Annotated in this window: 20 protein-coding genes; 13 read left to right on the top strand and 7 right to left on the bottom strand. The window is 44.2% G+C overall.

All coding sequences use genetic code 11. From position 1 onward, the window contains the following. The first annotated feature begins 74 nt into the window (after positions 1 to 74). Positions 75 to 1,001: a DUF4382 domain-containing protein gene (locus BW716_RS27310; RefSeq protein WP_083728976.1), complete on the top strand. Its 927-nt coding sequence runs from the start codon at positions 75 to 77 to the stop codon at positions 999 to 1,001. 253 nt (positions 1,002 to 1,254) lie between these two features. Next, on the top strand, positions 1,255 to 1,848 hold the full coding sequence (locus BW716_RS27305; protein WP_083728974.1) for a toxin-antitoxin system YwqK family antitoxin: 594 nt from the start codon (positions 1,255 to 1,257) through the stop codon (positions 1,846 to 1,848). 45 nt (positions 1,849 to 1,893) lie between these two features. On the opposite strand, the gene BW716_RS27300 is transcribed toward BW716_RS27305, so the two are convergent. The 4 genes from BW716_RS27300 to BW716_RS27285 all read right to left on the bottom strand — a co-directional run bounded on the left by BW716_RS27300 (position 1,894) and on the right by BW716_RS27285 (position 7,375). Beyond that, positions 1,894 to 2,547 carry a phosphatase PAP2 family protein gene (locus tag BW716_RS27300; protein WP_083728972.1) on the bottom strand — a complete coding sequence of 218 codons (654 nt, stop codon included), beginning with the start codon at positions 2,545 to 2,547 and terminating at the stop codon, positions 1,894 to 1,896. Positions 2,548 to 2,792: 245 nt separating this feature from the next. Then, the gene (locus tag BW716_RS37755; protein WP_220388847.1) at positions 2,793 to 3,203 is read right to left on the bottom strand and encodes a KGG domain-containing protein; all 411 of its coding nucleotides are present in this window, start codon (positions 3,201 to 3,203) and stop codon (positions 2,793 to 2,795) included. Between the two features lie 502 nt (positions 3,204 to 3,705). Then, positions 3,706 to 6,099, bottom strand: a complete 2,394-nt coding sequence (locus BW716_RS27290; RefSeq protein WP_083728970.1) for a glycoside hydrolase family 31 protein — start codon at positions 6,097 to 6,099, stop codon at positions 3,706 to 3,708. Positions 6,100 to 6,346: 247 nt separating this feature from the next. Further along, the gene (locus tag BW716_RS27285) at positions 6,347 to 7,375 is read right to left on the bottom strand and encodes a hypothetical protein (RefSeq protein ID WP_083728968.1); all 1,029 of its coding nucleotides are present in this window, start codon (positions 7,373 to 7,375) and stop codon (positions 6,347 to 6,349) included. A 136-nt stretch (positions 7,376 to 7,511) separates the two neighbouring features. On the opposite strand from BW716_RS27285, the gene BW716_RS27280 reads away from it, so the two are divergent. Continuing rightward, entirely contained in the window at positions 7,512 to 10,649 is a 3,138-nt protein-coding gene (locus tag BW716_RS27280) for a sensor histidine kinase (RefSeq protein WP_083728966.1), read from the top strand. Between the two features lie 55 nt (positions 10,650 to 10,704). Further along, a complete protein-coding gene (locus BW716_RS27275; protein WP_083571340.1) occupies positions 10,705 to 11,373 on the top strand; it encodes a response regulator transcription factor in 669 nt (222 codons plus the stop codon). A gap of 213 nt (positions 11,374 to 11,586) precedes the next feature. On the opposite strand, the gene BW716_RS36965 is transcribed toward BW716_RS27275, so the two are convergent. Next, positions 11,587 to 11,742, bottom strand: a complete 156-nt coding sequence (locus BW716_RS36965) for a hypothetical protein (protein WP_179091291.1) — start codon at positions 11,740 to 11,742, stop codon at positions 11,587 to 11,589. A gap of 322 nt (positions 11,743 to 12,064) precedes the next feature. Between BW716_RS36965 and BW716_RS27270 the strand changes: the two genes are divergently transcribed. The 4 genes from BW716_RS27270 to BW716_RS27255 are packed head-to-tail and all read left to right on the top strand — an operon-like array spanning position 12,065 to position 17,762. Beyond that, the gene (locus tag BW716_RS27270) at positions 12,065 to 13,966 is read left to right on the top strand and encodes a DNA topoisomerase IV subunit B (RefSeq protein ID WP_083728963.1); all 1,902 of its coding nucleotides are present in this window, start codon (positions 12,065 to 12,067) and stop codon (positions 13,964 to 13,966) included. An 8-nt stretch (positions 13,967 to 13,974) separates the two neighbouring features. Further along, entirely contained in the window at positions 13,975 to 14,817 is an 843-nt protein-coding gene (locus BW716_RS27265; protein WP_083728961.1) for a DUF1835 domain-containing protein, read from the top strand. A 2-nt stretch (positions 14,818 to 14,819) separates the two neighbouring features. Beyond that, a complete protein-coding gene (locus tag BW716_RS27260; protein ID WP_083728959.1) occupies positions 14,820 to 15,218 on the top strand; it encodes a hypothetical protein in 399 nt (132 codons plus the stop codon). Between the two features lie 3 nt (positions 15,219 to 15,221). After that, complete coding sequence (locus BW716_RS27255) at positions 15,222 to 17,762, top strand: DNA gyrase/topoisomerase IV subunit A (protein ID WP_083728957.1); 2,541 nt, start codon at positions 15,222 to 15,224, stop codon at positions 17,760 to 17,762. A gap of 132 nt (positions 17,763 to 17,894) precedes the next feature. Here the strand turns inward: BW716_RS27255 and BW716_RS27250 are convergent, their stop codons facing one another. After that, on the bottom strand, positions 17,895 to 19,148 hold the full coding sequence (locus BW716_RS27250) for an alpha-amylase family glycosyl hydrolase (RefSeq protein ID WP_220388846.1): 1,254 nt from the start codon (positions 19,146 to 19,148) through the stop codon (positions 17,895 to 17,897). Further along, complete coding sequence (locus tag BW716_RS37750) at positions 19,069 to 19,692, bottom strand: alpha-amylase family glycosyl hydrolase (protein ID WP_220388845.1); 624 nt, start codon at positions 19,690 to 19,692, stop codon at positions 19,069 to 19,071. The genes BW716_RS27250 and BW716_RS37750 overlap by 80 nt, the downstream gene beginning before the upstream one ends. A gap of 97 nt (positions 19,693 to 19,789) precedes the next feature. Between BW716_RS37750 and BW716_RS27245 the strand changes: the two genes are divergently transcribed. The 5 genes from BW716_RS27245 to BW716_RS27225 all read left to right on the top strand — a co-directional run bounded on the left by BW716_RS27245 (position 19,790) and on the right by BW716_RS27225 (position 24,363). After that, positions 19,790 to 21,391, top strand: a complete 1,602-nt coding sequence (locus tag BW716_RS27245; RefSeq protein ID WP_083728955.1) for an alpha-amylase family glycosyl hydrolase — start codon at positions 19,790 to 19,792, stop codon at positions 21,389 to 21,391. Between the two features lie 394 nt (positions 21,392 to 21,785). Beyond that, positions 21,786 to 22,343, top strand: a complete 558-nt coding sequence (locus BW716_RS27240) for a hypothetical protein (protein WP_083728953.1) — start codon at positions 21,786 to 21,788, stop codon at positions 22,341 to 22,343. A 103-nt stretch (positions 22,344 to 22,446) separates the two neighbouring features. Next, positions 22,447 to 22,968, top strand: a complete 522-nt coding sequence (locus tag BW716_RS27235) for a CPCC family cysteine-rich protein (RefSeq protein WP_220388844.1) — start codon at positions 22,447 to 22,449, stop codon at positions 22,966 to 22,968. A 101-nt stretch (positions 22,969 to 23,069) separates the two neighbouring features. Continuing rightward, complete coding sequence (locus BW716_RS27230; protein ID WP_083728951.1) at positions 23,070 to 23,600, top strand: hypothetical protein; 531 nt, start codon at positions 23,070 to 23,072, stop codon at positions 23,598 to 23,600. Positions 23,601 to 23,826: 226 nt separating this feature from the next. Continuing rightward, positions 23,827 to 24,363 (top strand): hypothetical protein, encoded by a 537-nt coding sequence (locus BW716_RS27225; RefSeq protein ID WP_083728949.1) that lies wholly within the window; start codon positions 23,827 to 23,829, stop codon positions 24,361 to 24,363. Positions 24,364 to 24,541 lie beyond the last annotated feature (178 nt).

Raw genomic sequence — 24,541 nt, 5'->3', positions numbered from 1 at the left:
AGCAGTAAATATCGTGCAAGTCTGTAGTAGTAGGCTTTATCTTTATTATTAAAACCAAAAAAAACCATTCTTTTATGAAGACCTATCTCCGCACTTCCGGATGGGGGCTAGCCACGTTAGTATTGTTGGCTGTAGTCGTGTATTCCTGTAAAAAGGATAACTCCAGTTCATCTACAGGCCTCGGCGCAAACCAACAAAGACTGAACATTTTCCTGGCAGATGATCCGGGTAGCCGCTTTGACAATGTATTTCTGGACATCAAATCAATTCAGGTATTAGTAGACACCTGCGACGGTGCAAATGGCAAAGGAAAAGGTGATAACAATGGCGGAGACGACGACTGGGGTAATGATTACAACCGTTGTCACTGGGGAGAAGACAAAAACGACCGTGATGATTCCTGCAAAGTATGGGATTCTCTGGCGATCTCTCCTGGTGTGTACGATATACTCACCCTGCGTAACGGTGCCGATACTTTACTCTCTGAAGGTGTAGTGCCTGTGGGTAAAGTAAGGAGAATTCAGATCAACCTGGGTGCGAACAGCTACGTTGTAAAAGACAGCGTACAGTATCCGCTGAAGGCTGCAAATGGCCAGGTGAAACTGGTAGTGAATATCCGTCCTGAAGAATGGGAAGAATACCAGAGCGGTAACTACCGTCTGTGGCTGGACTTTGATGTAGATCGTTCTATCGTTCAAACTGGTAATGGTAAGTTTGTACTGCGTCCGGTAATCCACGTATTCCTGGTATCTGAAACAGGTAGTATTTCTGGTAAAGTAACTCCTTATGATGCTTATCCGGTACTGACTGTGTACAATGATACAGATACGGCTTATGCTTTACCATGGAAGAGTGGTGAGTGGAAGATCAGGGGGCTGAACACAGGTACTTACAATGTGTATGTAAATGCATCAAATGGATATGCTGATACTACAATCACTGGTGTTAAGATTGAGATCGGTAAGAATACATCAGTAGATGCGATTAAACTGAGTAAGTAGTATAGAAAAAGGATATAAGGACTAAGACACACCATCATAAAATGGGAGGCTATATCGTTATTGATATAGCCTTTCTTTTTTGGGAAAAATTGTAGCTTTCACCTTCTGCGAAAGCTACAATTTTTCGTAGATGGGCCTGTGGTGCTGAAAGGACGGTCGTTTTAAATAAAACAACCCCGACCCCTTGTGCGTAGCAAATGCACTCAAAGACTAGATATATTAAAAATTACTAACTTGTGCAAAATACTTCTGAATGAGAAAACTCCTCGCATTTTCTGTACTACAACTGTTATGCTTTATTGTCTATTCGCAGGGCTTCACTATTAAACTAAACAAAAAAGACGACCAAAAACGTAAGCAGGGCGAATGGTCCGAAGAAGTTGCCGCCACCCGTGGCGAAGACGGCTACACCTGGGAAGGTTCCTATGTAGACGACCGTAAGGAAGGGCTCTGGAAAAAATACGCGCCATCTGGTGCTATTATCGCAGAGGAAACTTTCAAACACAATGCACTGAATGGTCCGGCCCGTTATTTTTATCTGAATGGTCTGGTAAGTGCGGAAGGTAATTTTGTAGCTAAAGACGTGGATGACACGGTAGAAAGCTATAGAGTGATCGATCCTGTTACCCAGGAAGAAAAATTCGAAGAGATCAAAAGGAATGCGACTTCACTGCGCGATGGTCTGTGGAAGATCTATGATGAAGATGGGAATATGGTGAAAGAATATTACAAAAGGGGAGAGCCGGTAAGTGCTGAGGAACTGGATACCATTACGAATAAGGTACCAAAAAAACTCCCGGCGCAACCTTCTCAGTTACCACATCAGTCAGGGAATAAAAAGCACTAAATTTTCCAGTTCATCATACCTTATTGAGCAAAGGGACAAAAAGCACTAATCATCTTTCCTGCTTAGCGCACCTTCCCAACCAGGGTGCCGGAAGAAAGCACGATTATTAAACCAGGCAATCCAACAGGTCACAACTACTACTGCTTCAAACGAACCAGCTGTCACATCTTCAAAGAAATGCTGACTGAGGTACATTCTGGAATAAGCTACCAGTACTGCCAGCAGAAAGTAAATATACCCATACCACTTGCGGGGACTAATGAAAGTCAACACCACTGCTGTGGTGAATGCGCATACTGTATGTCCTGACGGAAAACTGAAATGATTCGAGAGCACTTCTACATCTGGTACATAATAAATAGCATGAGGTGAATCGGTGAAATACAATTTTGGTCGTGGAGCACCCACGATATATTTCAAAGGGAAATTTATCAAACTGGTCAGCAGGTAACTGCTGGCCAGTAATAAACTATATCGGTATCTTACAAATAACAGGATCAATACGATTGAAAAAGCAGTAGTAGCCCCACCCATTTCTGTTACATATTTGAAAAGCACATCTCCAGCCGGGAAGTGCAATCCATTAATGAAAAAGTATATTTCTTCTCTTGTGAAAATTATCTTGAGTGTGAGGGCAATGGTGAATAAAACTGAATAGGGGATGAGGAAGAAGCGTAATTGGCGAATGGTAGATTTCATAATGGGGATAAAAGTAATAAAAATCCTAATAAGAAGGATCCTGCCAATAAGGATACTCTAAGGGATTCAGCTAACAATGGATCTGCTAAAGATATTACGCTACAAAGTAAATCTTCTCAGCTGTCGCAGGCCGCTATATGTAGAACTTCTCCCCCAAATAAAAAAGGGATTACCGCAATGTGTGATCCACATTTCAGGCAATCCCTCATTTTGGGAAAAACATCAAGAACTTTCAGGGCAAACCGTTAATCAGCGTTCTGTTGCTGCTGTGCTTTTTTTCTTTTATTGTGCGCTGCTTCTCCGCCTTTCTTACCTATTTCGGCCATATGCTGTCTGTTCCGGCTTACTGCAACACCGCCTTTACGGCCGGCTTCGCGTGCTTCAGCAGAATTAAACTCATGGGCTACCCCCTGCGCATGCGCAGCACGACCGCCTTTACTGGCTATCGCCCGCTGCATGGATGCATCCATAGAGGCAAAACCCCGTTTATCTTTTCGACTTGGAGTTTCTGATTTGGGTTTGTCTTCTGCTTCAGAATTGTGACCCTGGTGAGCATTACTTCCATGTTGCTCATGTCCATGATTGTGCTCGTGCGAATGCTCCCTTTCGAGTTTTTCTTGTTCCTGGGTGAAGTGATTGTTTTGTTCTGCAGCCATAAGAAATGAATTTTGAAAGGTTTAATAATGGGTTCCGTTTAACATCAGATAATAAAACATATTCTCTGTCATAGAAGGCACAACTATTATGCCGCGTATTTATAACCCATTGTAATACAGTGTTACACATACTATTTCAACATATCTCACACCAGAAACCGTGGAGTATGCTTAACAATGTGTAGCAAATGTGCCCTTATTCTAAACAATTTGTTAAGGGAAAGGTTGTGATAACAAGCGAAAACCCATTTCATAACTTCTTATTAACTAAATATTCTTCGTTCAATGTTGAACGTTCCGTTCATTTTGTTCATTTTGATATGAGTGTTTGTGTATACGTTATAACGTGTTAATTTTGATTAACTCTAAAGTTGGCATAGGTTATGAAAAGGCACTAAGATCTCAATCTACAGTGCCCTTTTTTTTAGATCAAATGGGTTTAAAACTACAAATCCCAAATTCNNGAATTTGGGATTTGTAGTTTGTATAAATGATGTTCCTGTTATCGTATCACAAGCGTCTCAAATTTACGTTCTGCTATTATCTTGAACACACCACCGGTTGCATTGGCAACAGAGAGTTTCACTGCCTTGCCATCTATGATATATTCCTTTGGTTTAAATGGTAAACCATGTATATAAATATGATGCTTTTTGTAAGCGGCATCGTAATTACCAAAGAAACGTTTCCTCAACTCAAATTGCTGTTTGGTTGACACCTGTTTGAAACGAATATTGTTGTACTGACCGTTCTTATAACCATAGTGATCGCCGGCGTCTTCGTAGAGTACGCTGTTGGTGATCTGATCGCTATAATACACGTGCAGGATCATCTCTTCCGCATCGCGCTGTTCTACATACTGGATTTTGTTGTAATGAGGAATTACGGCCCCTGCTTTTACAAACAGTGGCATCTCTTCCAGCGGGGTTGCCACTTTCACAGATTGTTTACCGTTGAAAAGCTGGTCATTCCAGTAGTAATACCATTGTCCTGCGGGCAGGTACACTTCTTTTTCCTTCATACCTTTTTCGCTCACATGACTGATGAGCAGGTTATCGCCCAGCATGAATTCATGTGTACGGTCATGTGTTTCTTTGTCATGCTGATCTACGAAAGCCAGCGGACGCATCATCGGTGTTCCGTTCACACTATATTGCCAGAAGGTTGTATACAGGTAAGGTAATAACTGGTAGCGCAGCTGAATAAACTTCTTCGCCACTTCTTCATATTCACCGCCAAAGCTCCATGGTTCCTGGTCAAAACCGGTTTCATTGCTGGCAGAGTGGGTACGCATCAGCGGATGGAATACCGCTAATTGTATCCAGCGTACATACAGTTCACCATCCGGCTCACCGATAAATCCACCGATATCGCTGCCGACAAAGGAAATACCGGATACGGCCAGTCGCTGTGCCTGTATGGTAGCCAGCCACAGGTGATCCCAGCTGCTCACATTATCTCCCGTCCACAGGGAGGTCCAGCGTTGTGCACCGGCATAGCAGGAACGGCTTATTACAAACGGGCGGTGTGGCATGAGGTATTTGCGCATACCTGCTTCCGTCGATTTACTCATGAGGTGACCGTAAATGTTGTGTGCCTTACGATGACTCACTGCCTCGCCGTCGTAGTCATGGCGCACGTCTTCAGGGAAGGTGCCCATTTCAAAAACGGCAGGTTCGTTCATATCATTCCACACACCGCGTACGCCAGTGTCTACCAGGCCTTTGAACAGGCTGGCCCACCACTTTCTCACTTCAGGATTGGTATAGTCCGGGAATACGCATTTGCCGGGCCATACATCGCCTTCCATGAGTGCGCCATCGGCCCGCTTACAGAAATAATCTTTTTGAATACCCTGCTGATAAATAGCATAGTCAGGATCTACCTTTATACCCGGATCGATGATGACCACTATCTTGAAGCCCATTGCAGACAAATCTTTGATCAGTCCTACTGGTTCAGGAAATCCTTCCTTGCTCCATGTAAAACAGCGGAAGCCTTCCATGTAATCGATGTCAAGATGGATCACATCACAGGGAATTTCGCGTTTACGGAATTCAGCGGCAATCTCTCTGACGCGTTTATCAGGATAGTAGCTCCAGCGACATTGCTGGTAGCCCAAAGCCCACATGGGCGGAAGGTCTGGCGTACCGGTAATCTTTGTATATCCTTCGGCTACCTGTAGTAATTCAGGTCCGTAAATGAAGTAGTAATTCATTTCACCACCCCTGGCCCAGAAGCTGGTTGTGTTCTCACGTTCCTTCCCAAAGTCGAAGATAGTACGGAAGGTATTGTCGAAGAAAATACCATAGCCAATGCCCTGGTGCAGGCCGTAGTAAAACGGAATGTTCCTGTACAGCGGATCAGTGTCTTTCTGATAGCCATAGGCATCGGTTCCGAAGTTTTCTACGCGTTTGCCATGCATGTTCAGATCGGTGGGCTTATCGCCCATGCCATAGAAGCATTCGCCTTCCTGTATCTGCTTGCTACAGTATACGATCTTACCCCCTTTCTGCAGGTAATACTGCCAGTGGAAGCCCATTTCGTCCTGATTGATAATGCGGCCTTCCGAGTCGGTGATGGTGAGGCGCAGGTCATCGCGGTTGATGTAAATGCGCAGGATGTCTGTATAGAGTTCAAAGTTTTCTTCGAATTCCCTCAGTCCAAAGTTGACAGGTGTTTCTTCCAATCGGTCGCTTACCGCGTACGAGAAATCACGTTGAAACTTTCCATCAGCAGCATAGCGGAACCGGATGATCTTATCTGATATGATCCTTACTTCCAGGATTGTCTCCGACGTATAAAAATAGAAGTAGTTACCTTCTTTTTTCCACTCTTTAATGGTATCCGGATAGTGCTTGACCGAATACTTACCAGATGAGGTCGTTACTTGCATAGTTCGCTTTTATTAATACCATTCTCTTTCCCTATCGATGCCTAAATTAGGCAAAAATATATTGTTATAACAGTGTTTCGATTTTATATCATTCGACGCTGATTATCCGTCGTTTACCCGTAAAAATAACACATTTGCGAAAATTCACATACAAGTAAAGCATTCCCGGATTATCTTTCCCTTCTGAATAATATACTTTTTGCTTTAACCTATTTTTCGGGGGTGTTTTTCAATACCCCTTTTTTATTTAAAGCTGAATCATTCCCAGTTTACGGCTACCCGCCAGCCAGATCTTCTTTCCATCGGGCGATACGCCAGCCACATGAAATCCCTGTTCACTGATCTTTTGCCAATGTACACCACCATCCCTTGAAATATCTGTACCAGAAGTACCGGTCGCAATAAATATATTTCCTTTCACATACACAACACAGGAGCGGTAACCGGCAGGAGGTGCAGGAGAGACGGTCCAGGTTTTACCATCATCAGTGGTGTACACACAATTATTAGTGGTGTCTTTATCGTGCTGATAATCACCACCTACGATCACCCCTGTTTTGCCATCTGGTTTGAAAGCCAGTGAAAATGCACCTTTGCTGGGACTACCCTGCGTAATAGGTAGTAATACTGGTTTTTGGCTGCCATCGCCGGGAATAAACCGGCTTACCTGTCCCCCGGTAATAATACCACCTTTTTCATTCGCACATACTGCTACATTGGTACCACTGGCGGCAAAGATGGCTTCGCCGGGTTCCGCCATTAATAGATGCATGGGGCGCGTCCAGGTTTTACCCCTGTCTTCAGTGGTGATAACGGCAAATTTATTGTCTGGTGGCATAGGATCACCAATCGCAAATCCGGCTGAGTCATTCAGGAATGCGATATCATCAAAAAAAATGCCTTTTGAAGTATCCTCATATGCTGTCTCCCACGATTTGCCACCATCGTTGGTCAGCATCACATGGGCAGGAGAACCGGCGTTTAAAAGTAGCGCCCGCTGACTGCTGAATGCATGTAAACTACGCCAGTCGGCACTATCATGATTTGGAACCTTCATCCATTGCCAATGTTTGCCTCCATCAGTGGTCAAACCAGCCTGTCCGCCGGTGCCCGACACCCACACAACGGAGTCATTTACCACCGATAATCCCCTGATACTGGCTATGGGCGGGATTTCAAGTAGTTTAATGGCAGGCTGTTGCTGTGCATAGGCAGAAAAAATGTGGATAAAGAATACAGAATGTAGTAGCAGTAAGGATTTGCTGAATTTTTGCATGGGTTATTATTGACTGTTCAGGCAAGAAAATTACAAAATCATTAGAAAGTGTGTAGCAGATTTATATATTTGCAAGCACTGCGTTTTTTTGGACACAGTTTTAACATGCATTACTAACCTCTATTAATCTATAATATTGTCATTGCAACGGGCGGCGCAGATAACGAGGACTATTTTATTGTTTTTCCTATGCACCTTACCAGTGACTGTGTTGCATGCACAGGAAAAGCCTTATATATTCGACTCTTACGGGGTGAATGAAGGGCTTTCTCAAAATTCTGTGTACGACATATTGGAGGATAATCAGGGATTTATGTGGATTGCTACGCACGACGGTGTAAACCGTTTTGATGGCTATGTGTTCAACGAATACCGGTATAACCCCAGTTCCCGCGAGATAGCGGGGCAGGGAAAGGGTAATCTGGGTACCCGGTCTAACACCGGTGGGCGTGCCCTCATCAACCGCTTCGCCCTGAAAGGCTACAAAGGTTACTCCCTGTACCGCAATGCCCGGCATCAGCTTATACTCACTCACAATTACGGCATCAGCGTATACGACGAATACCGCAACAGTTTTGAAAACGTACTGGAAGATACCACCCTGGCCAACAGTGCCGAGGGGGATTCAGGCAGAAAGTTCAAGATCCTGGGTGAGGATACCACCCTCAATGCGCTCTATGTATGGCGCCCATCCAAAGGCTTGTATGTGCTCGACGACAAAACATACGCCATCAGACGACTGATCCTGTACCCACCTGCTATGATACGCAAAGGGTTGTCGGCCACTGCCGTGATAAAAGATGGCAACAATATATGGATGAACTTTGAGGCGGGCGAACTGATGGCCATGAATACCAAAACACTCCGCGTTACTACTTACTGTTTACCCGGCATTACCACTCACCCTGTAATACGTAGCCTGAATAGCGATACCCTCATCATTGCATCGCAGGGACACGTGGTTATCTTCAACAAGAAACTGAATAAATATACAGATCTCACCTTTGATCAGCACGATGAAAAAGATATCTCCTTCGTACCGCTCTGTATGGAGCTCGATCAGCATGGCAATGTGTGGATAGGCGGTACAGACGGTATCATCGTTTATAATATTAAACGCAACGAAATCATAAATCACATCGTTACTTTCAATGGCTCTGAAACCCGGAGCTGGAATGTAGTGGCCTACCTATACCGCGATGCGAGCGACAATATGTGGGTAGGTACAGATGGCGATGGAATAAAAAAATATTCTCCTAACAAGAAGGTGTTTAACCTGTACCGCTCACCCTTTATCACGCACAATATGGTAAGGGCCGTGTACAAACATGACGACGGCAAACTCTATGTAGGCCTCATGCACGACGGATTGGACATCTACGAGAAAGGAGGGAAGTGGCTGGAACGTATTCCGGCTGATGATGGAAAGAACAACGTATTTCCTGCCAAGAACCTGAATGCCATTTGCAGGGAAGATTTTGAACACCTGTGGTTCCATTTCTCTGACATGTACATCGGTTTGTTCAATGTACATACTCATCGTTTTGAAAATCTCACACCAGCAGTAAAAGCACTGGGCATGCCCAACCAGGAAGATATCTATCCTTTCCTGTTCAAGCGCAATACCGGCGAGATTTACTTCAACTACGGCAGTTATCTGCTACAGTTAGTGCAGGTGGGTAAAACCTACAAAGCATCGATCATACACGAATTTCCAGATGAAGTACTCACTACATATTTTGAAGATTTTCTGGGCAATAAATACGTAGGTACCAAGGTAGCGGTGTATGTGAAAAAAGCGGATAGTCCGGGTTGGGAAAAGATGGCGTTACCAGCTGGTACGATAGTGAAATCAATCAATAAGAATGCACACAAACAGTTGCTGGTAGCGACTTCCAAAGGACTGTTCGTGATGGATGAAAAGAACCGGATCATTCAGCATTACAATAGTTACACCTTCCCTTCACTGGTAAATGATTATTTCTACGGTGTACTACTCGATGATAAAGACCGTATTTGGGTGAGTCATAACAAAGGTCTGTCGCAGATCAACCAGGTTACCGACGAGATCACTACTTACAATTACGAAGACGGTCTGCAATCAAACGAATTCAACACCGGTGCATTTTATAAATCTACAGATGGGGAGTTGTTCTTTGGAGGTATCCGGGGTGTAAACGGGTTTTATCCGAAGGATTTCAGGAACAACCCTTCCAAACCGAAAGTAGTGATCATGCGCATGGAGGTACTGGATAAACCGTATGAATCCGATACGGCATTGTCATTGCTGCGAAGGATCGAATTGCCCTACAACCACAATACCATCGCGATAGAATTCGTACCACTGGAATTTACTAATCCATTGAAGAACAAGGTGCAGTATAAACTGGATGGTGCGGACGAAGACTGGGTACAGGCAGGGGCCTTTAGAATGGCACGCTATACAAACCTGCGGCCGGGTACATATACTTTCAATGTAAGAGCGTCTAACAACGACGACATATGGAACAGTACGCCGACCTCGCTGGAAATTGTGATCCGTATTCCGTTCTGGCAATCGCTGTGGTTCCGGTTCCTGTTGTTATTGTTGTTGCTGGGTGTGGCGTATTATTTCTCGACGCTCTATCTCGACTACAAGATCCGGCATGAGAAACTAAAACTGGAAAAAGAGCAGGCGGTAGACCAGGAGCGTGCGCGTATATCGAGTGATATGCATGATGACCTGGGATCCGGCTTGTCCACAATACGACTACTCAGCGAAATTGCGAAGCGCAAGATCCAGGATCCTACTCAGACGAGGGAGATAGAGCGGATATCGGAAGCGGCAGGTGAGCTGGTGGACAAAATGAGTGAAATAATCTGGGCGATGAATTCTTCAAATGATTCTTTAGAGAATTTGATCGCATATATGCGTAGCTTTGCAGCTGACTTTCTGGAACATGCGCATATCACGCATCAGTTTTATATTCCGGAAAGTATACCCAATATCAAGTTGAGTGGCGGAACCCGGCGGAATATCTACCTTGCTGTAAAGGAATCCTTGCATAATGTGGTGAAACATGCACAGGCTACAGAAGTAGTGATACAAATAGAAATGCATAAGAACATGACCATTATGCTAAAAGATAATGGTAAGGGCTTTGATCAGGAGAAAGTGAGATTGTTTGGAAACGGGCTGAAAAACATCCAGAAAAGGATGGCGGCGGTAGGCGGGTCTGCTGATATCTCATCGGATAATGGTACCAGAGTTTTCCTGGATATACCATTAATTTAAGTCTATATTTGCAAATTGGTTTGACCTCATACAAAAATAATAACAACTGATATAAATGACTGTATACTCTAAGAAGAAATCGCAGGATAATATGGATATTATTTCTGTGGCGATTGTTGAAGATAACCATGATATTCGTACAGCCATGGAACTATTAATCAATGGCTCTGATGGTTATGCGTGTATTGGTGCCTTCAATAATGCGGAGACGGCCGTTGAACAGATCCCCAATTTGTTACCCAATGTAGTACTGATGGATTTTAACCTGCCTGGCGGGATGAATGGTATTGAGTGCATTGCGCGGCTGAAGAATGAATACCCCGATATGCACTTTATGATGCTGACGGTATACGAGGATGATGACAAGATCTTCCAGGCATTGGAAGCAGGTGCAAGCGGGTATATTTTGAAAAAAACACCTCCGGGTGAATTACTGGAAGCAATCAGGGACCTGCATGAAGGTGGTTCTCCAATGAGTTCCCAGATTGCCAGAAGGGTGGTCGCTTACTTCCAGAAGCAGGCGAAGCCAAATCCGGCTTTAGAGGCATTGACTTCCAGAGAAAAGGAGATCCTGGATCAGTTGAGCAAAGGATTCCTGTATAAGGAAATTGCGAGTAATTTATTCATTAGCATTGAAACGGTGAGAAGGCACGTGCATAATATTTACGAAAAGTTGCATGTGAGAAGTAGAACGGATGCCGTGAATAAGTATTACAACAGATAAAATTCCGGCCCCCCAGGGGTGGGCTTTAAAAAAAAGCCGGATCGCGAAGCGGTCCGGCTTTTTTTAATGAGATGATTAAATTGTTACGTACGTAAATTCTTGCGCATAAGGTGCACAGACAGCACTACTGCTGCAATTGCTATACATGCCAGTCTAAATAAAAGATTGGTTTTCATAGGAAAATTGGAATAAAGATTAGGAGATAAAACAAAACTATCTCATCATCTGCCAGGAGTCGAACTTCTGAATCAGCTTGATGAAAGTATCGCTTAAACGGTTCATGGAGCGCTGCTCCTTATTTACCAGGTAAGTTACCACGAGTGCTGCGGCAAAAATAGTTATCACAAGGATAAAAAAGAGTGTTTTCATAGATTAGGACATAGGTGTTAAGACAAAATACGTTACTTCGTAAATATAGAAAATTTACTCATGTAAAGATAATGCGCTGAGTAACATTTAAGTGTAATTTTGCGTGGGTTTTTGTGAAAAATACCGGAAAGCAGGGAGGAAAATCGTAATGTGAGATGCCGGTTTACCACTTAATTCATCATATTGTATAATTTCCACTTGGGATCATACGACGAAACCTTTATTTTTGCCCGCAACCGGATTTTGCTAAAAGTTTTAGTAATATTGCTCCCGGTCAGGGAATTACCCCATTTTGAACTGTAAATTGGAATTTCTATATATTATGGCTAACACGGATAAGAAAGATCTAGCAGCATCAGCCTATACCGAAGACTCCATTCGTTCGCTCGACTGGCGTGAACACATCCGACTTCGTCCGGGTATGTATATCGGTAAGCTGGGAGATGGTTCCAGTATGGACGATGGCATCTATATTTTGCTGAAAGAGGTGGTGGATAACTGTATTGACGAGCACACAATGGGCTTCGGCAAGCAGGTGGATATTAAAGTGACAGAACATAATGTGACGATCCGCGATTTCGGACGTGGTATTCCGCTCGGGAAGGTGGTGGATGTGGTGAGTAAGATCAACACCGGCGCCAAGTACGATAGCAAGGCCTTCCAGAAATCTGTAGGTCTGAACGGGGTGGGTACCAAAGCGGTGAACGCTCTTTCCAATTACTTCCGCGTAGAATCCATCCGCGATGGCCGCTCCAAAGTAGCGGAATTCGAGCGGGGCATACTCACCAAAGAATACAAGGAAGCCCCTACCAAAGAACCCAATGGTACACTGGTAACCTTCATCCCCGATGATTCCGTATTCCGCAACTACCGTTATATCCCTGAGTTCCTGGAAAACCAGATGTGGAACTATTGTTTCCTGAATGCGGGTCTTACCATCAACTTCAATGATAAAAAATACGTCTCCAAAAATGGATTACTGGACCTGCTGCAGCGCAAAACCAATGAGGATGAGCTGCGGTACCCAATCATTCATTTAAGAGGTGAGGATATAGAAGTAGCCATCACCCACGCCAGCCAGTACGGAGAGGAATATTACTCCTTCGTAAACGGGCAGCACACGACGCAGGGTGGTACGCACCTGGCGGCTTTCCGTGAGGCTTTTGTAAAGACCGTAAGGGACTTTTATAAGAAAGACTACGAAGCGACGGACATTCGTACCTCAATCTGTGCGGCGATTTCCCTAAGGGTACAGGAGCCGGTGTTCGAATCACAGACCAAGACAAAACTGGGTTCCCTCACCGTATACGAGAACGGTCCTTCTATGAAGGCTTTCGTGCTTGACTTCTTCTCCAAACACCTGGACGACTTCCTGCACAAGAACCCTGCTACTGCCGACGCTCTGAAGCGTCGTATCGAGCAGAGTGAACGTGAACGTAAAGAATTGGCAGGTATTAAGAAACTGGCAAACGAAAGAGCCAAGAAAGCAAACCTGCATAACCGCAAGCTGCGTGACTGCCGCCTGCACTTCAATGACGAAGTTCCAACAAGAGATAAAGGCGACCTGGAAAGTAAACGACTGAACACTACCATCTTCATTACAGAGGGTGATAGTGCCAGCGGTTCCATTACCAAGTCCCGCAATGTGGAAACACAAGCCGTATTCAGTCTTCGTGGTAAGCCACTGAACAGTTTTGGTCTGACCAAGAAGATCGTGTACGAAAATGAAGAGTTCAACCTGCTTCAGCACGCGCTGAACATCGAAGAAGGACTGGAAGGCCTGCGTTACAACAGGATCGTGGTGGCTACCGATGCCGATGTGGATGGTATGCACATCCGTTTGTTGCTGCTCACCTTCTTCCTGCAGTTCTTCCCTGATCTGGTAAAGAACGGTCACCTGTACATTCTGGACACACCCTTGTTCCGTGTACGTAACAAGCAGACCACTATTTATTGCTACACAGAAGAAGAGAAACAAAAAGCAATCAAAAAGCTGGGCAACAAGCCGGAAATTACCCGATTCAAAGGTCTGGGAGAGATCTCTCCTGAGGAATTCGGTACTTTCATCAGTGATGATATGAAGGTGGAACCGGTGATCCTGTCCAAGGACACACATATCCAGAAACTGCTGGAATACTATATGGGCAAAAACACCCAGACAAGACAGGAATTTATTATTGGTAACCTCAGGTACGAAAAGGACCTGATTGAAGAAGCAGAATAAAAGACTGAATGGAAACTGTGCATATCGTATTTGGTGAACCATCCGTAGCTCCGATACAAGGTGCGTTTGAACTGGATGAGCAACTGAAGGGAGACATCCTGTATTTTGAGGATGATCTGTCCATCGGCCCCCTGTTCATACTTGATACAAAAGATGGACAGGCTGGTCGCCGTCAATGGTGGAACCAGCTGGCCGGGGTAGAGGCACCTGCAACGCCGGTTTTACTGGAAGCAGATCCAGCAACACCGCCGGTGGAAGAAGTAAGTCCTGACCCGGAAAAGTTCAAAGAACTGAAAGCCCGTCTTAAAGCTGATGCTGAACTACAGGTATGGATCTGGGCCGGACAGAATGCCCGCGACGTAAGCGGCTATTTCTGGCTGGTGAGCCAGTTGTACGATTTTGCTGGCCGTATCTTCATCATCTATCTCAATAACCTGCCTTTCCTGAATGAAAAAGGAGGCGTATTCTATCCCACCCACCTGCATCAGATCCTCCCTAAGGAATTCCTGAAAGCAAAGAAACTGGCGAGGGCTATATCCCTGGCAGAGTTCGAACTGGATGGCGATGAATGGAGCCGCCTGATGAACGAGAACGCGGGCATCCGGCTGCTGGAAGGAGGCAAGAAACTGAGAGGGGAACCAGCATCTTTTTATGATAAAGACTTGCTGGCGGCAAGTAATGCAGAGTTCCAGAAAGCGAATAAAGTCATCAACCAGGTAACTGGTAAAATGAAATATCCTATCATGGACCAATACCTGGGCTGGCGTATGAAAGAACTGGTGAAACAGGGAAAACTGGAAAGCAAAGGCGAACTGAAAGCAAGCAAAGACTTCGAAGTTAAACTGGTATAATCATGATCAAAGTAACGCCGGTAGAACTGGTCGGTGCCGATGAGAGAGGGAGTAACCACGTATGGTCCAGTGACCGTACAGGCGAAATGATACTTTGCTATCGCAAGGCTGGCAGCAGCAGCGGACAGCATTATCATGAAGGCAAAAGCGCCCACAAGAATCCTGAAATATTGTACCTCCTGACCGGAGAAGCCAGCATTCACTGGTGTCCATTAGGCGGCGACAGCATTCAGACTATCAGGGCCATTGCACCCGCCAGAATAGAAGTACCTATCCTGGTATGGCATCAGTTGGTAGCCGATACCGACTGCTGCTTTATCGAAATGAACTCTATGGATGATGTGCGCAAAGATTCCGTGCGGATATGGAGAGACGAATTTGAAAAGATGATCAACAAATAGATTATGAGCGACATCGATAATACACAACCAACGGACGAATCCTTACATAACATTACCCACATCGGGGGAATGTATGAAAGCTGGTTCCTGGATTACGCTTCGTATGTAATATTGGAGCGTGCTGTACCCAGCGTGGAAGATGGATTAAAGCCAGTACAACGTCGTATCCTTCATGCTATGAAGGAACTGGATGACGGACGCTTCAACAAAGTGGCGAACATCATCGGTACTACCATGCAGTTTCACCCACATGGGGATGCTTCTATTGGAGATGCCATTGTGAACATGGGGCAGAAAGACCTGTTGATCGAAACACAGGGTAACTGGGGCGATGTACGCACCGGCGACGATGCAGCGGCACCCCGTTACATCGAGGCGCGTTTATCCAAATTTGCACTGGATGTAGCCTTCAATCCCAAAACAACCTCATGGCAGGTAAGTTATGACGGCCGTAAGAACGAGCCGCTGGCACTGCCTATGAAGTTCCCGATGCTGCTGGCACAGGGAGCAGAAGGTATCGCTGTGGGCTTGTCTACCAAGATCCTGCCGCACAACTTCAACGAACTGATTGATGCTTCTATAAAATACCTGCGTGGCAGAAAGTTCGATCTGTATCCCGACTTCATTACCGGCGGTATGATCGACGTGGCGAACTACAACGACGGTAAACGTGGTGGTAAGGTACGCGTACGTGCTCACATAGAAGAGAAAGATAAAAAGACCCTCCTCATCAAGGACGTCCCTTATGGGGTGACCACAACGGCCCTGATGGAATCCATCGTAAAGGCGAACGATACCGGCAAGATCAAGATCAAGAAAGTGGTAGATAATACCGCGAAGGATGTTGAAATTGAGGTACAACTGGCACCGGGTATTTCTCCTGATATCACCATCGATGCGCTGTATGCGTTCACGGATTGTGAGATCTCTGTTTCTCCCAATGCCTGCGTGATCGTAGAAGATAAACCCCGCTTTATCACCGTATCGGATCTTTTAAGATACTCTGCGGAGTTTACCAAAGATCTGCTGAAACGAGAGCTGGAAATCAGGCTGTCGGAGTTGCAGGAGAAATGGCACTACACCTCCCTGGAAAAGATCTTCTTCGAAAAGCAGATCTACAAGGAGCTGGAAGAGAAGCATAAGGACTGGGATGCCGTGATCGCAGCGATCGACAAGCGCTTTGTTCCTTATAAAAAGAACCTGAAAAGGGATATCACGCGCGAAGATATCGTGAAACTGACTGAGAAGCCGGTACGCCGTATTTACCGTCTCGATATCAATGAACTGAATGAACAAATCAAAGCGATCGATGCCGATATCAAACAGGTAAAACATGACCTGGCGAACCTGACAGACTTCACTGTATCTTACTACGAAGGTCTGCTGAAGAAGTATGGTAAAGGCCGTGAGCGTATCACCGAAATCAAAACCTTCGATACCATCCAGGTACAGCAGGTGGCGATGGCGAATACCAAGATCTATGTGAATCGTGCAGAAGGTTTCGTGGGTACTTCGCTTAAAAAGGACGAATTTATAGCAGATTGTTCTGACCTTGACAACCTCATTATTTTCCGTAAGGATGGTAAGATGCTGGTGACCAAGGTAGCAGATAAGACCTTTGTAGGGAAGGATATTATTCATATCGATATCTTCCGTAAGGGCGACGAGCGTACTACTTACAACATGATCTATGTGGATGGTAAGTCTGGTATCAGTTACGCGAAGCGCTTTAATGTGACAGGTATTACACTGAATAAAGAATATGACCTGACTACGAAGGGAGAGAAGAATTCCAAGGTGCATTACTTTACTGCGAATCCAAATGGAGAAGCGGAAGTGGTGAGCATCCGTCTAAGCCCGAACTGTGCGGCGAGGAACAAAGAGTTTGACCTGTTCTTTGAGACGATTGCGATAAAGGGGCGTAACTCAATGGGTAACCAGGTGACGAAGTACCCGATCCGTACAGTGAAGTTCAAGGAAGCCGGTGTGTCTACATTAGCAGGGCTGAAGCTCTGGTATGATGACCAGGTAGGCAGATTGAATACAGAGGAGAGAGGGGTGTATATTGGTTCATTTGAAGGGGAAGATAAGGTGTTTGTGGCGTTTAAGAATGGTACATATGAGTTGACGAATTTTGAGTTGACGAACAGGTATGATCCGAATGAACTGGTGTATATAGAGAAGTTCAATCCTGAGAAGATAGTGTCAGCGATTTACTTTGATGCAGATAAGAAGCAGTTTAATGCAAAGCGCTTTAAGATTGAAACGCAGACGCTGAATAATAAGTTCCTGTTTATAAAAGAAGGTCAGGGGAATTATCTGGAGATGATCACTACGCATTCAGAGCCGGTGATATTACTTAAAACTGGTAAGAAGCGGAGTCCGGAGGAAGAGGAGATAGATCTGGCGGAATTTGTAGAGGTGACCGGGTGGAAGACCGTAGGTACGAGGATTGCGGGAGATGATTTGATCAGTGCTGAATTGGCGAGTGAAGAAGAGGAGCCGGATGAGGGGAATGGGAATCCACAGGGAGAGTTATTTTAAGGAAATTGAATAAGCTTTAGTAAGCTGAATTTCGTGAACTGAATTTTGTAAGCTGGCCGCAGGCCAGCTTACAAAATTCAGCGAATAACCAAACTAAAAANNTTTTTAGTTTGGTTATTCGCCATTTGGGGGCTATCCATAAATCACAATACTCGTGGGTTGTAAGGCGCTTTTTTCATTTGCCTTCAGGGAATTTTCATGATTCCCCGAGTCTAATATTTTATTCCATTCTTCTTTGAAGGTAGGCAACTCATATTCTAAGGTCTCATCGGAAAGATTGAATAAGCATAACAAATGCTCCAAGCCATTTCTACTCTGCCGATGCAATACATACCCTTTTTCTCCTATCAGCTGCACAAACAAATCATCCTTACTGGTATTCTGCAAAATCTCATTATCCCGTCTTAATTGTATCAATTTCTTATGCCATTCTAATAGCTCTTTATATTTACCCTGCTTCCTTTTTCCCCAATCCAGCTTTGACTGAATAAACGTTTCCTCAGATTGTGGATCAGGAAACATCTCGCCTTCTTTCAAAAATGACTCAAATTCTTTTTTCCGACCTTCCTGAATTCCTTTAATATGTTCCTCTTCCTTATAACTTACAAAAAAGAAAAATGGATTATCCTCTCCATATTCCTCCCCCATAAACAACATGGGTACATACGGTGATAAAAAGATCGCTGCCGCCGCTATTTTCAATCTTGCCTGATCAATGAGTACTGATAATCTTTCTCCTTTCACTCTATTCCCAACCTGGTCATGATTCTGGTTAAACACTACAAAATGTTCTCCTGTAATACCCGCAGAGCTACGCCCATACCGCCGTTTCCTGAACTGCACATATTCTCCTGTATGCACGAATCCATCTTTATATGCCTTCGCTAATTGTTCTAATTTATTAAAATCCGCATACCGGGATTGCCCTGCTTTGTCCAATAGTACGTACAGTATATGATGAAAGTCATCCAGCCACTGGGCATCTAATCCCATACCCCCATCGCAGGGGCTTTTCATTATATTCGGTGAATTCAGATCGCTCTCGCCAATGAGGTAGTATTTCCGCCCGGTAGTAGCTTCTAATTCTTTCACCTTATCATGGATCACCTCCCACAACGTCACCGCACTATTGTCAAAAATACAATGCACCGCATCCAGTCTTAAACCATCAATATGATACTGCTGAAACCAATGGATTACATTATTCGCAAAATATCCCTTAGGACCGTCAGAATAAGCCCCATCGAAATTTATAGCACTACCCCAGGGAATAGCATAGATCTCCGAAAAATAAGGCCCAAAATGGTCAAAATAGTTGCCTTCCCCCCCCAAGGTGATTGTACACCACATCCAACAACACGGCGATACCCCGTTGATGACAGGCATCCACTAATTTTTTCAATCCTTCCGGTCCGCCATAAGAATGATGCACGGCATACTGATACACCCCATCATACCCCCAGTTCCGCTCACCGGGAAACTGACACACGGGCATTAGTTCCAGTGCATTGATGCCGGTCTCTTTCAGGTCGTCCAGGTAAGGAATGATCCCTTCAAAGGTGCCTTCCGGAGAAAAGGTGCCTACATGCAATTCATATAAAATCAGGTCCTTAAAAGGCAAGCCATGCCATTGCAGATCCTGCCACTGATACGCATCGTGATCCACCACAGCAGAAGGTCCAAAGATATCCTGTGGTTGCCAGCCGGAAGCGGGGTCGGGGAGATCTTTTTCATCGATATTATAAAAATAGGTAGCGCCGGGAGGAACATTTTCTACCGTAATAGTAAAATATCCTTCCGCGTCCTTAGTCATTGCCATGGACCTGTCATCCGGGGTGATAAGATGAAGTGTGACCTGCTCTTTTTCCGGTGCCCATACGCAAAAAGTACATGTATTATCCGGCTTGTAAAAAGCCCCTGTGTTTTTCATATCGCGGCAAACTTATGCAGGACTATAAGAAAAGATTATGCCGTGTTATAGTTTGGCAGAAATGTTGTTCCGATGATGAGAACCTAAATCGGATCTTATGGACAAAAAATGGTGGCAGACAGGTATTATCTACCAGGTATATCCCCGTAGTTATCAGGATAGCAATGGCGATGGCGTCGGAGATCTGAAAGGCATTCTGCAAAGACTGGATTACCTGCAGTGGCTGGGTATAAACGCAGTGTGGCTTTCACCTATTTATCCTTCTCCGATGGCGGATTTTGGATATGATATTTCCGATTACACAGGTATCCATCCATTGTTTGGCAATATGGCAGACTTCGATCACTTACTGGCCGAAGTACACAAGCGGGGTATGAAGTTACTGCTGGACCTGGTACCGAATCATACATCAGACCAGCATCCCTGGTTCCAGGAATCCCGCTCCAGCAGAGATAATCCGAAACGTGACTGGTACATATGGCATGACCCACAGCCAGATGGCGGAGCACCGAACAACTGGCTGAGTATGTTTGGTGGCATTGCGTGGGAGTGGGACCACACTACCCAGCAGTATTATTATCATGCATTCTTAAAAGAACAGCCCGATCTGAACTGGCGCAATCCCCAAGTGCAACAGGCGATGTTTGATGTGATGCGGTTTTGGCTGAAGAAGGGGGTAGATGGATTCAGGGTAGATGTGATGTGGCATATGATCAAAGATGCACAGTTTCGTAACAATCCGATTGATCCAAATTATGAACCGCATATGAGCACTTACTCGCAGTTGCTACCCGTGTATTCAACAGATCAGCAGGAAGTACACGAACTGGTGCACCAAATGCGGTCGGTGATGGAAGAGATCGATGATGAGCGGGTGATGATCGGCGAAATTTATTTGCCCATACATCAGTTAGTCACTTATTATGGCAGTGATAATAAGGGGGCGCATCTGCCATTTAATTTTCAGTTGCTCACACTTCCCTGGCAGGCGTTGCAGATCGCTTCGGCCATTGATCAGTACGAAGGGGCTTTGCCTGAAAATGGTTGGCCGAACTGGGTATTGAGCAACCATGATCAACACAGGATAGCGAGTAGGGTAGGGACACAACAGGCACGGGTAGCAGCGATGCTATTACTGACATTGCGTGGTACGCCTACGATCTATTATGGTGATGAAATAGCAATGCGCAACGTAGCGATACCAATTAATGAAGTGGTAGATCCGCAGGGATTGAATATGCCTGATAAGAACCTAAGCAGGGATCCATCGCGAACGCCGATGCAGTGGGATAATTCAGTTCATGCAGGATTTACAGCTGGCAAGCCCTGGCTAAGATTGTCGAAGATCTTTCACAGGGATAATGTAGAGATGCAGCAGCATGATGTTTATTCTATGCTGACATTGCACAGGGAATTGATCACATTAAGAGCCAATGAACCGGCATTGGCAGCAGGGAGATATGTACCAGTGTTTGCTGATAACCAGATGCTGGCATATATAAGAGAAGCAGCAGATGCAGATACGTTTTTAATGGTATTAAATCTGACACATTTGCCTTGTTATTTCAGACCCCCTGATTTTAGTTTTTCTGGTAAGGTGGAAATATCTACAATACCGGAATCTGAAGGAATTCAATTGAGTGATACGATTAGTTTGGATGGAGATGAAGGTTTAATAATCAGGTTAGATAAAAAGTAGTTGTTTCAAAATAAATACGCCTTCCCGGAATTACTTCAAGGATGAACGATCTCCATCAGGAACCCGAATAAACCTTCATGAAAGAGGTAATTCACCAACAGGGAATGAAAACCATTTTCAGAAAAAGGAGCGTGTATCAAAAGTAAGATACGCGCTCTATTCATTCGGATACCTGATGGAGCCAGGTTTCCATTTATGCAGTTCTAAGGAGGTTCATTTGTTTTTGATACATCCTGCTTTTTATTCGGATACCTAATAGTGCCAGGTAGTATAGAAATAAAGTTCCCGAAATGAATGTAATCTGCTGATAATGAATGCTATATTTTCATGAGATATATAGACAGTTTATGAGGGAAATTCCCTTCCTTTGCATTGCTTTAATCAGCACATACCAATGTTTGACGAACATTCACAGCATCTGCGTAAATTTTTGATTGCTATCAACTACAAGGGTCAGGCTTATTTTACGGTTCATGGCATGGATTTCACCGTTACAGATGTGAATATTAATAGTAGTAAGGTATTACTCACCGGGCAGGATAAATGGTGTTTTTTCCGTACCAAAACGGAACTGGCTGCCTATATAGCGCAGGCGGATCATCTGTGGGATGCGGACAATATGAAGGAATGGGCCAAAGGGCTGGATGAGCTTTCAAAAGTGAACGCAGAGATCGACCTGGATTTTATGCTGACAGCGAAGGACGATATTGATGATTACTATGAATTGTATAATACTATCACCTTTGTTGAAGATTTTGCGGAACAGATCGATGATGAAACTATGTATGCCCTGACCCTGGGAAGCTCCACCGTTCGTGAATTCTTCGATGCCGCTGCGGACTATTTTCTCTGGAAAGACGGTGATAAGGAAATGCTGGCCATCAGGGGACCCCGTTTACTCCTGGCTATCAATAATATTTATAAGGAATTAGAAAAATGGATTGAAGTGTAATAACATGTATATACAATAATAATTTATGTAACGCTGCAATACTCATGGACATAATTATCCATTACATTCGTTCTGTTCCCACGTTTTAAAAAAAATAGTTGTTATGCCCGATCAAATTATAATCAGCCGCGAAGATGCCATGACTTTACTAGCCTGGCAAAAGCTCCTCACTATGCATCCTGAAAAAAGAAAGGACATCGTCGCAGAAATATTAATTGAATCAGATAAAGCAGATGAAGAAATCGAAGATGCACATGTAGATGGTGCTGAATATAATCATGATATCGTTGATTATCTCAGGTCTGGATTACTCAATGTTACCAATGAATTTATAGAAGAAGATCTCAAAGAGTTATATCATCATGATATAGGGATTGAGGGTGAGCCACTGATATATGAACCCTGCCCTTGTTGTGGATATCGTACTGTAGAAGAATCTGCTGGTTATGATGTATGTCCTAATTGTTATTGGGAAGATGATGGCAATGATGATCCAACTAAATATAGTTCCGTTAATCACTTAACCCTGCAACAGGGAAGAGATAATTTTAAACAGATGGGGGCCTCTGATCCGGCTTATATTGACATCGTGAACAAGCATCCGAACAAGTACCTGAAAGCTTAACCCAGACTACCTTTTCATACATCAGTCAGCTAATCCGGTTTGGAAATGGCATCCTGTTTGTTATTAGAACGTTAAAACAGTTTTAAAACAAGGAGGGACACATGAAAAAGGTAGTTTTATTAATGGCCTTAACAGCATTTTCAGTTGTTACATTTGCGCAAACGCAATCAGAAGAGGTAACCAGTAAGAATTCATGGCTGAAGGTAGGTGTCAATGCAGGCGTGCCTTTTGGTAATCTGTCGAAGACGAGCAATTTTACATTGGGCGCTGAATTGAAAGGACAGGTAATGTCTACAAATCATGTTGGTTTAGGTTTGACGACAGGGTATAATCATTTCTTCCCGAAAGATGGGTTTAATAATTTCGGGACAGTTCCATTAGGCTTATTCGTTAGGTACTATCCAAAGAGTCATGGATTCTTTGCGGGTACAGATGTTGGGTATAGCTTTGTGACAGGTGTGGATGGTGCTACTGGTGGCGTGTATGTGAGGCCTCAGTTAGGGTATCATAATTATAGCTGGAACTTGTTTGCATTTTATAATGGGATATTCAGGAGTGAGGAGAATGGAAGTAGTATGCAGTATGCCGGGGTAGGTGCGACTTATAATATTCATTTTCACAAGAGAAAATAACGAAAGAAAAAGGTCTGCCGAAGGCAGGCCTTTTTCTTTCGTACAGGTATTTTTTAATCCACTGATTATAAGCCGCCGTTGCATCTGCTAAATGCGCATTTGCATAACTCACCACCATCCGCTTCAAAATTCCATCCCTTAAAACAGCCACTACTCACTAATTACTCAATTATTCATACATTTGCGTTACCCGAAAGTCTGCATTGTTAAACCAATAAATATAAAAATGAACAAAACCATTCTGGCATCTGTATTCTCGATTGCAATCTTTTTCGCAGCCTGCAAAAGCAAAACTACATCTGAAAACGCGGACAGCAGTGCGACCACTACTACCACCACCCCTTCAGAAGAAAAAGCTACGCCAGCTAACGAGCCTAAATCTTATACTGTCACTTTCAGTCCGGATACCGCTTTCCTGGGCAAAAAGAAAGAAGCATTCATAAGACTGAAAAACGGCAAAGCTGTAGAGCTGTACGACAATGAAGGTAAAGTGACCGGTACAGAACTCACTTATGAAATTGAACTCACCAACAAGAATAAAGTTGGAGAAAGCAGTGTATTCATTAATCCAAACGACTTCCGTCTTACACTGGACAATGGTACCAACATCACGCACGATAACTACAATTCTGTATCTGCTGATGCGGAATCTACAAAATCATCTGAAGAGAATAAATTCAGACTGCCTGCCGGCACTAAGCCAAAGACGCTGAATCTCTTCCTCGATGAAACAAGAGTAAGTGTAGGAGTGGAAATGAAATAGCCCGAAAGGGAAATCATTCAAAAGGAGATCACGCAAAGTGAAATCACTCAAAGTCAACTAACTCATAAAAGGGCTGTTTTTGAATAAAGACAGCCCTTTTACTTTTTCCGCATTCGTAAGTACCTTCCCAAACTCCCCACAGATAATCGTTTTAACAAATTGAAGTTGTTTACACTTT

Origin of the sequence: [Flexibacter] sp. ATCC 35208, assembly GCF_001975825.1 — a bacterium.
In the GTDB taxonomy this organism is placed as follows: domain Bacteria; phylum Bacteroidota; class Bacteroidia; order Chitinophagales; family Chitinophagaceae; genus Chitinophaga.
This window is presented reverse-complemented; position numbering and strand designations above follow the sequence as displayed.

Coding starts and splice junctions, on each gene's coding strand:
- BW716_RS27310 (WP_083728976.1), top strand. CDS start 75: ATGAAGACCTATCTCCGCACTTCCGGATGGGGGCTAGCCACGTTAGTA.
- BW716_RS27305 (WP_083728974.1), top strand. CDS start 1,255: ATGAGAAAACTCCTCGCATTTTCTGTACTACAACTGTTATGCTTTATT.
- BW716_RS27300 (WP_083728972.1), bottom strand. CDS start 2,547: ATGAAATCTACCATTCGCCAATTACGCTTCTTCCTCATCCCCTATTCA.
- BW716_RS37755 (WP_220388847.1), bottom strand. CDS start 3,203: ATGGCTGCAGAACAAAACAATCACTTCACCCAGGAACAAGAAAAACTC.
- BW716_RS27290 (WP_083728970.1), bottom strand. CDS start 6,099: ATGCAAGTAACGACCTCATCTGGTAAGTATTCGGTCAAGCACTATCCG.
- BW716_RS27285 (WP_083728968.1), bottom strand. CDS start 7,375: ATGCAAAAATTCAGCAAATCCTTACTGCTACTACATTCTGTATTCTTT.
- BW716_RS27275 (WP_083571340.1), top strand. CDS start 10,705: ATGACTGTATACTCTAAGAAGAAATCGCAGGATAATATGGATATTATT.
- BW716_RS36965 (WP_179091291.1), bottom strand. CDS start 11,742: ATGAAAACACTCTTTTTTATCCTTGTGATAACTATTTTTGCCGCAGCA.
- BW716_RS27270 (WP_083728963.1), top strand. CDS start 12,065: ATGGCTAACACGGATAAGAAAGATCTAGCAGCATCAGCCTATACCGAA.
- BW716_RS27265 (WP_083728961.1), top strand. CDS start 13,975: ATGGAAACTGTGCATATCGTATTTGGTGAACCATCCGTAGCTCCGATA.
- BW716_RS27260 (WP_083728959.1), top strand. CDS start 14,820: ATGATCAAAGTAACGCCGGTAGAACTGGTCGGTGCCGATGAGAGAGGG.
- BW716_RS27255 (WP_083728957.1), top strand. CDS start 15,222: ATGAGCGACATCGATAATACACAACCAACGGACGAATCCTTACATAAC.
- BW716_RS27250 (WP_220388846.1), bottom strand. CDS start 19,148: ATGCCTGTCATCAACGGGGTATCGCCGTGTTGTTGGATGTGGTGTACA.
- BW716_RS37750 (WP_220388845.1), bottom strand. CDS start 19,692: ATGAAAAACACAGGGGCTTTTTACAAGCCGGATAATACATGTACTTTT.
- BW716_RS27245 (WP_083728955.1), top strand. CDS start 19,790: ATGGACAAAAAATGGTGGCAGACAGGTATTATCTACCAGGTATATCCC.
- BW716_RS27240 (WP_083728953.1), top strand. CDS start 21,786: ATGTTTGACGAACATTCACAGCATCTGCGTAAATTTTTGATTGCTATC.
- BW716_RS27235 (WP_220388844.1), top strand. CDS start 22,447: ATGCCCGATCAAATTATAATCAGCCGCGAAGATGCCATGACTTTACTA.
- BW716_RS27230 (WP_083728951.1), top strand. CDS start 23,070: ATGAAAAAGGTAGTTTTATTAATGGCCTTAACAGCATTTTCAGTTGTT.
- BW716_RS27225 (WP_083728949.1), top strand. CDS start 23,827: ATGAACAAAACCATTCTGGCATCTGTATTCTCGATTGCAATCTTTTTC.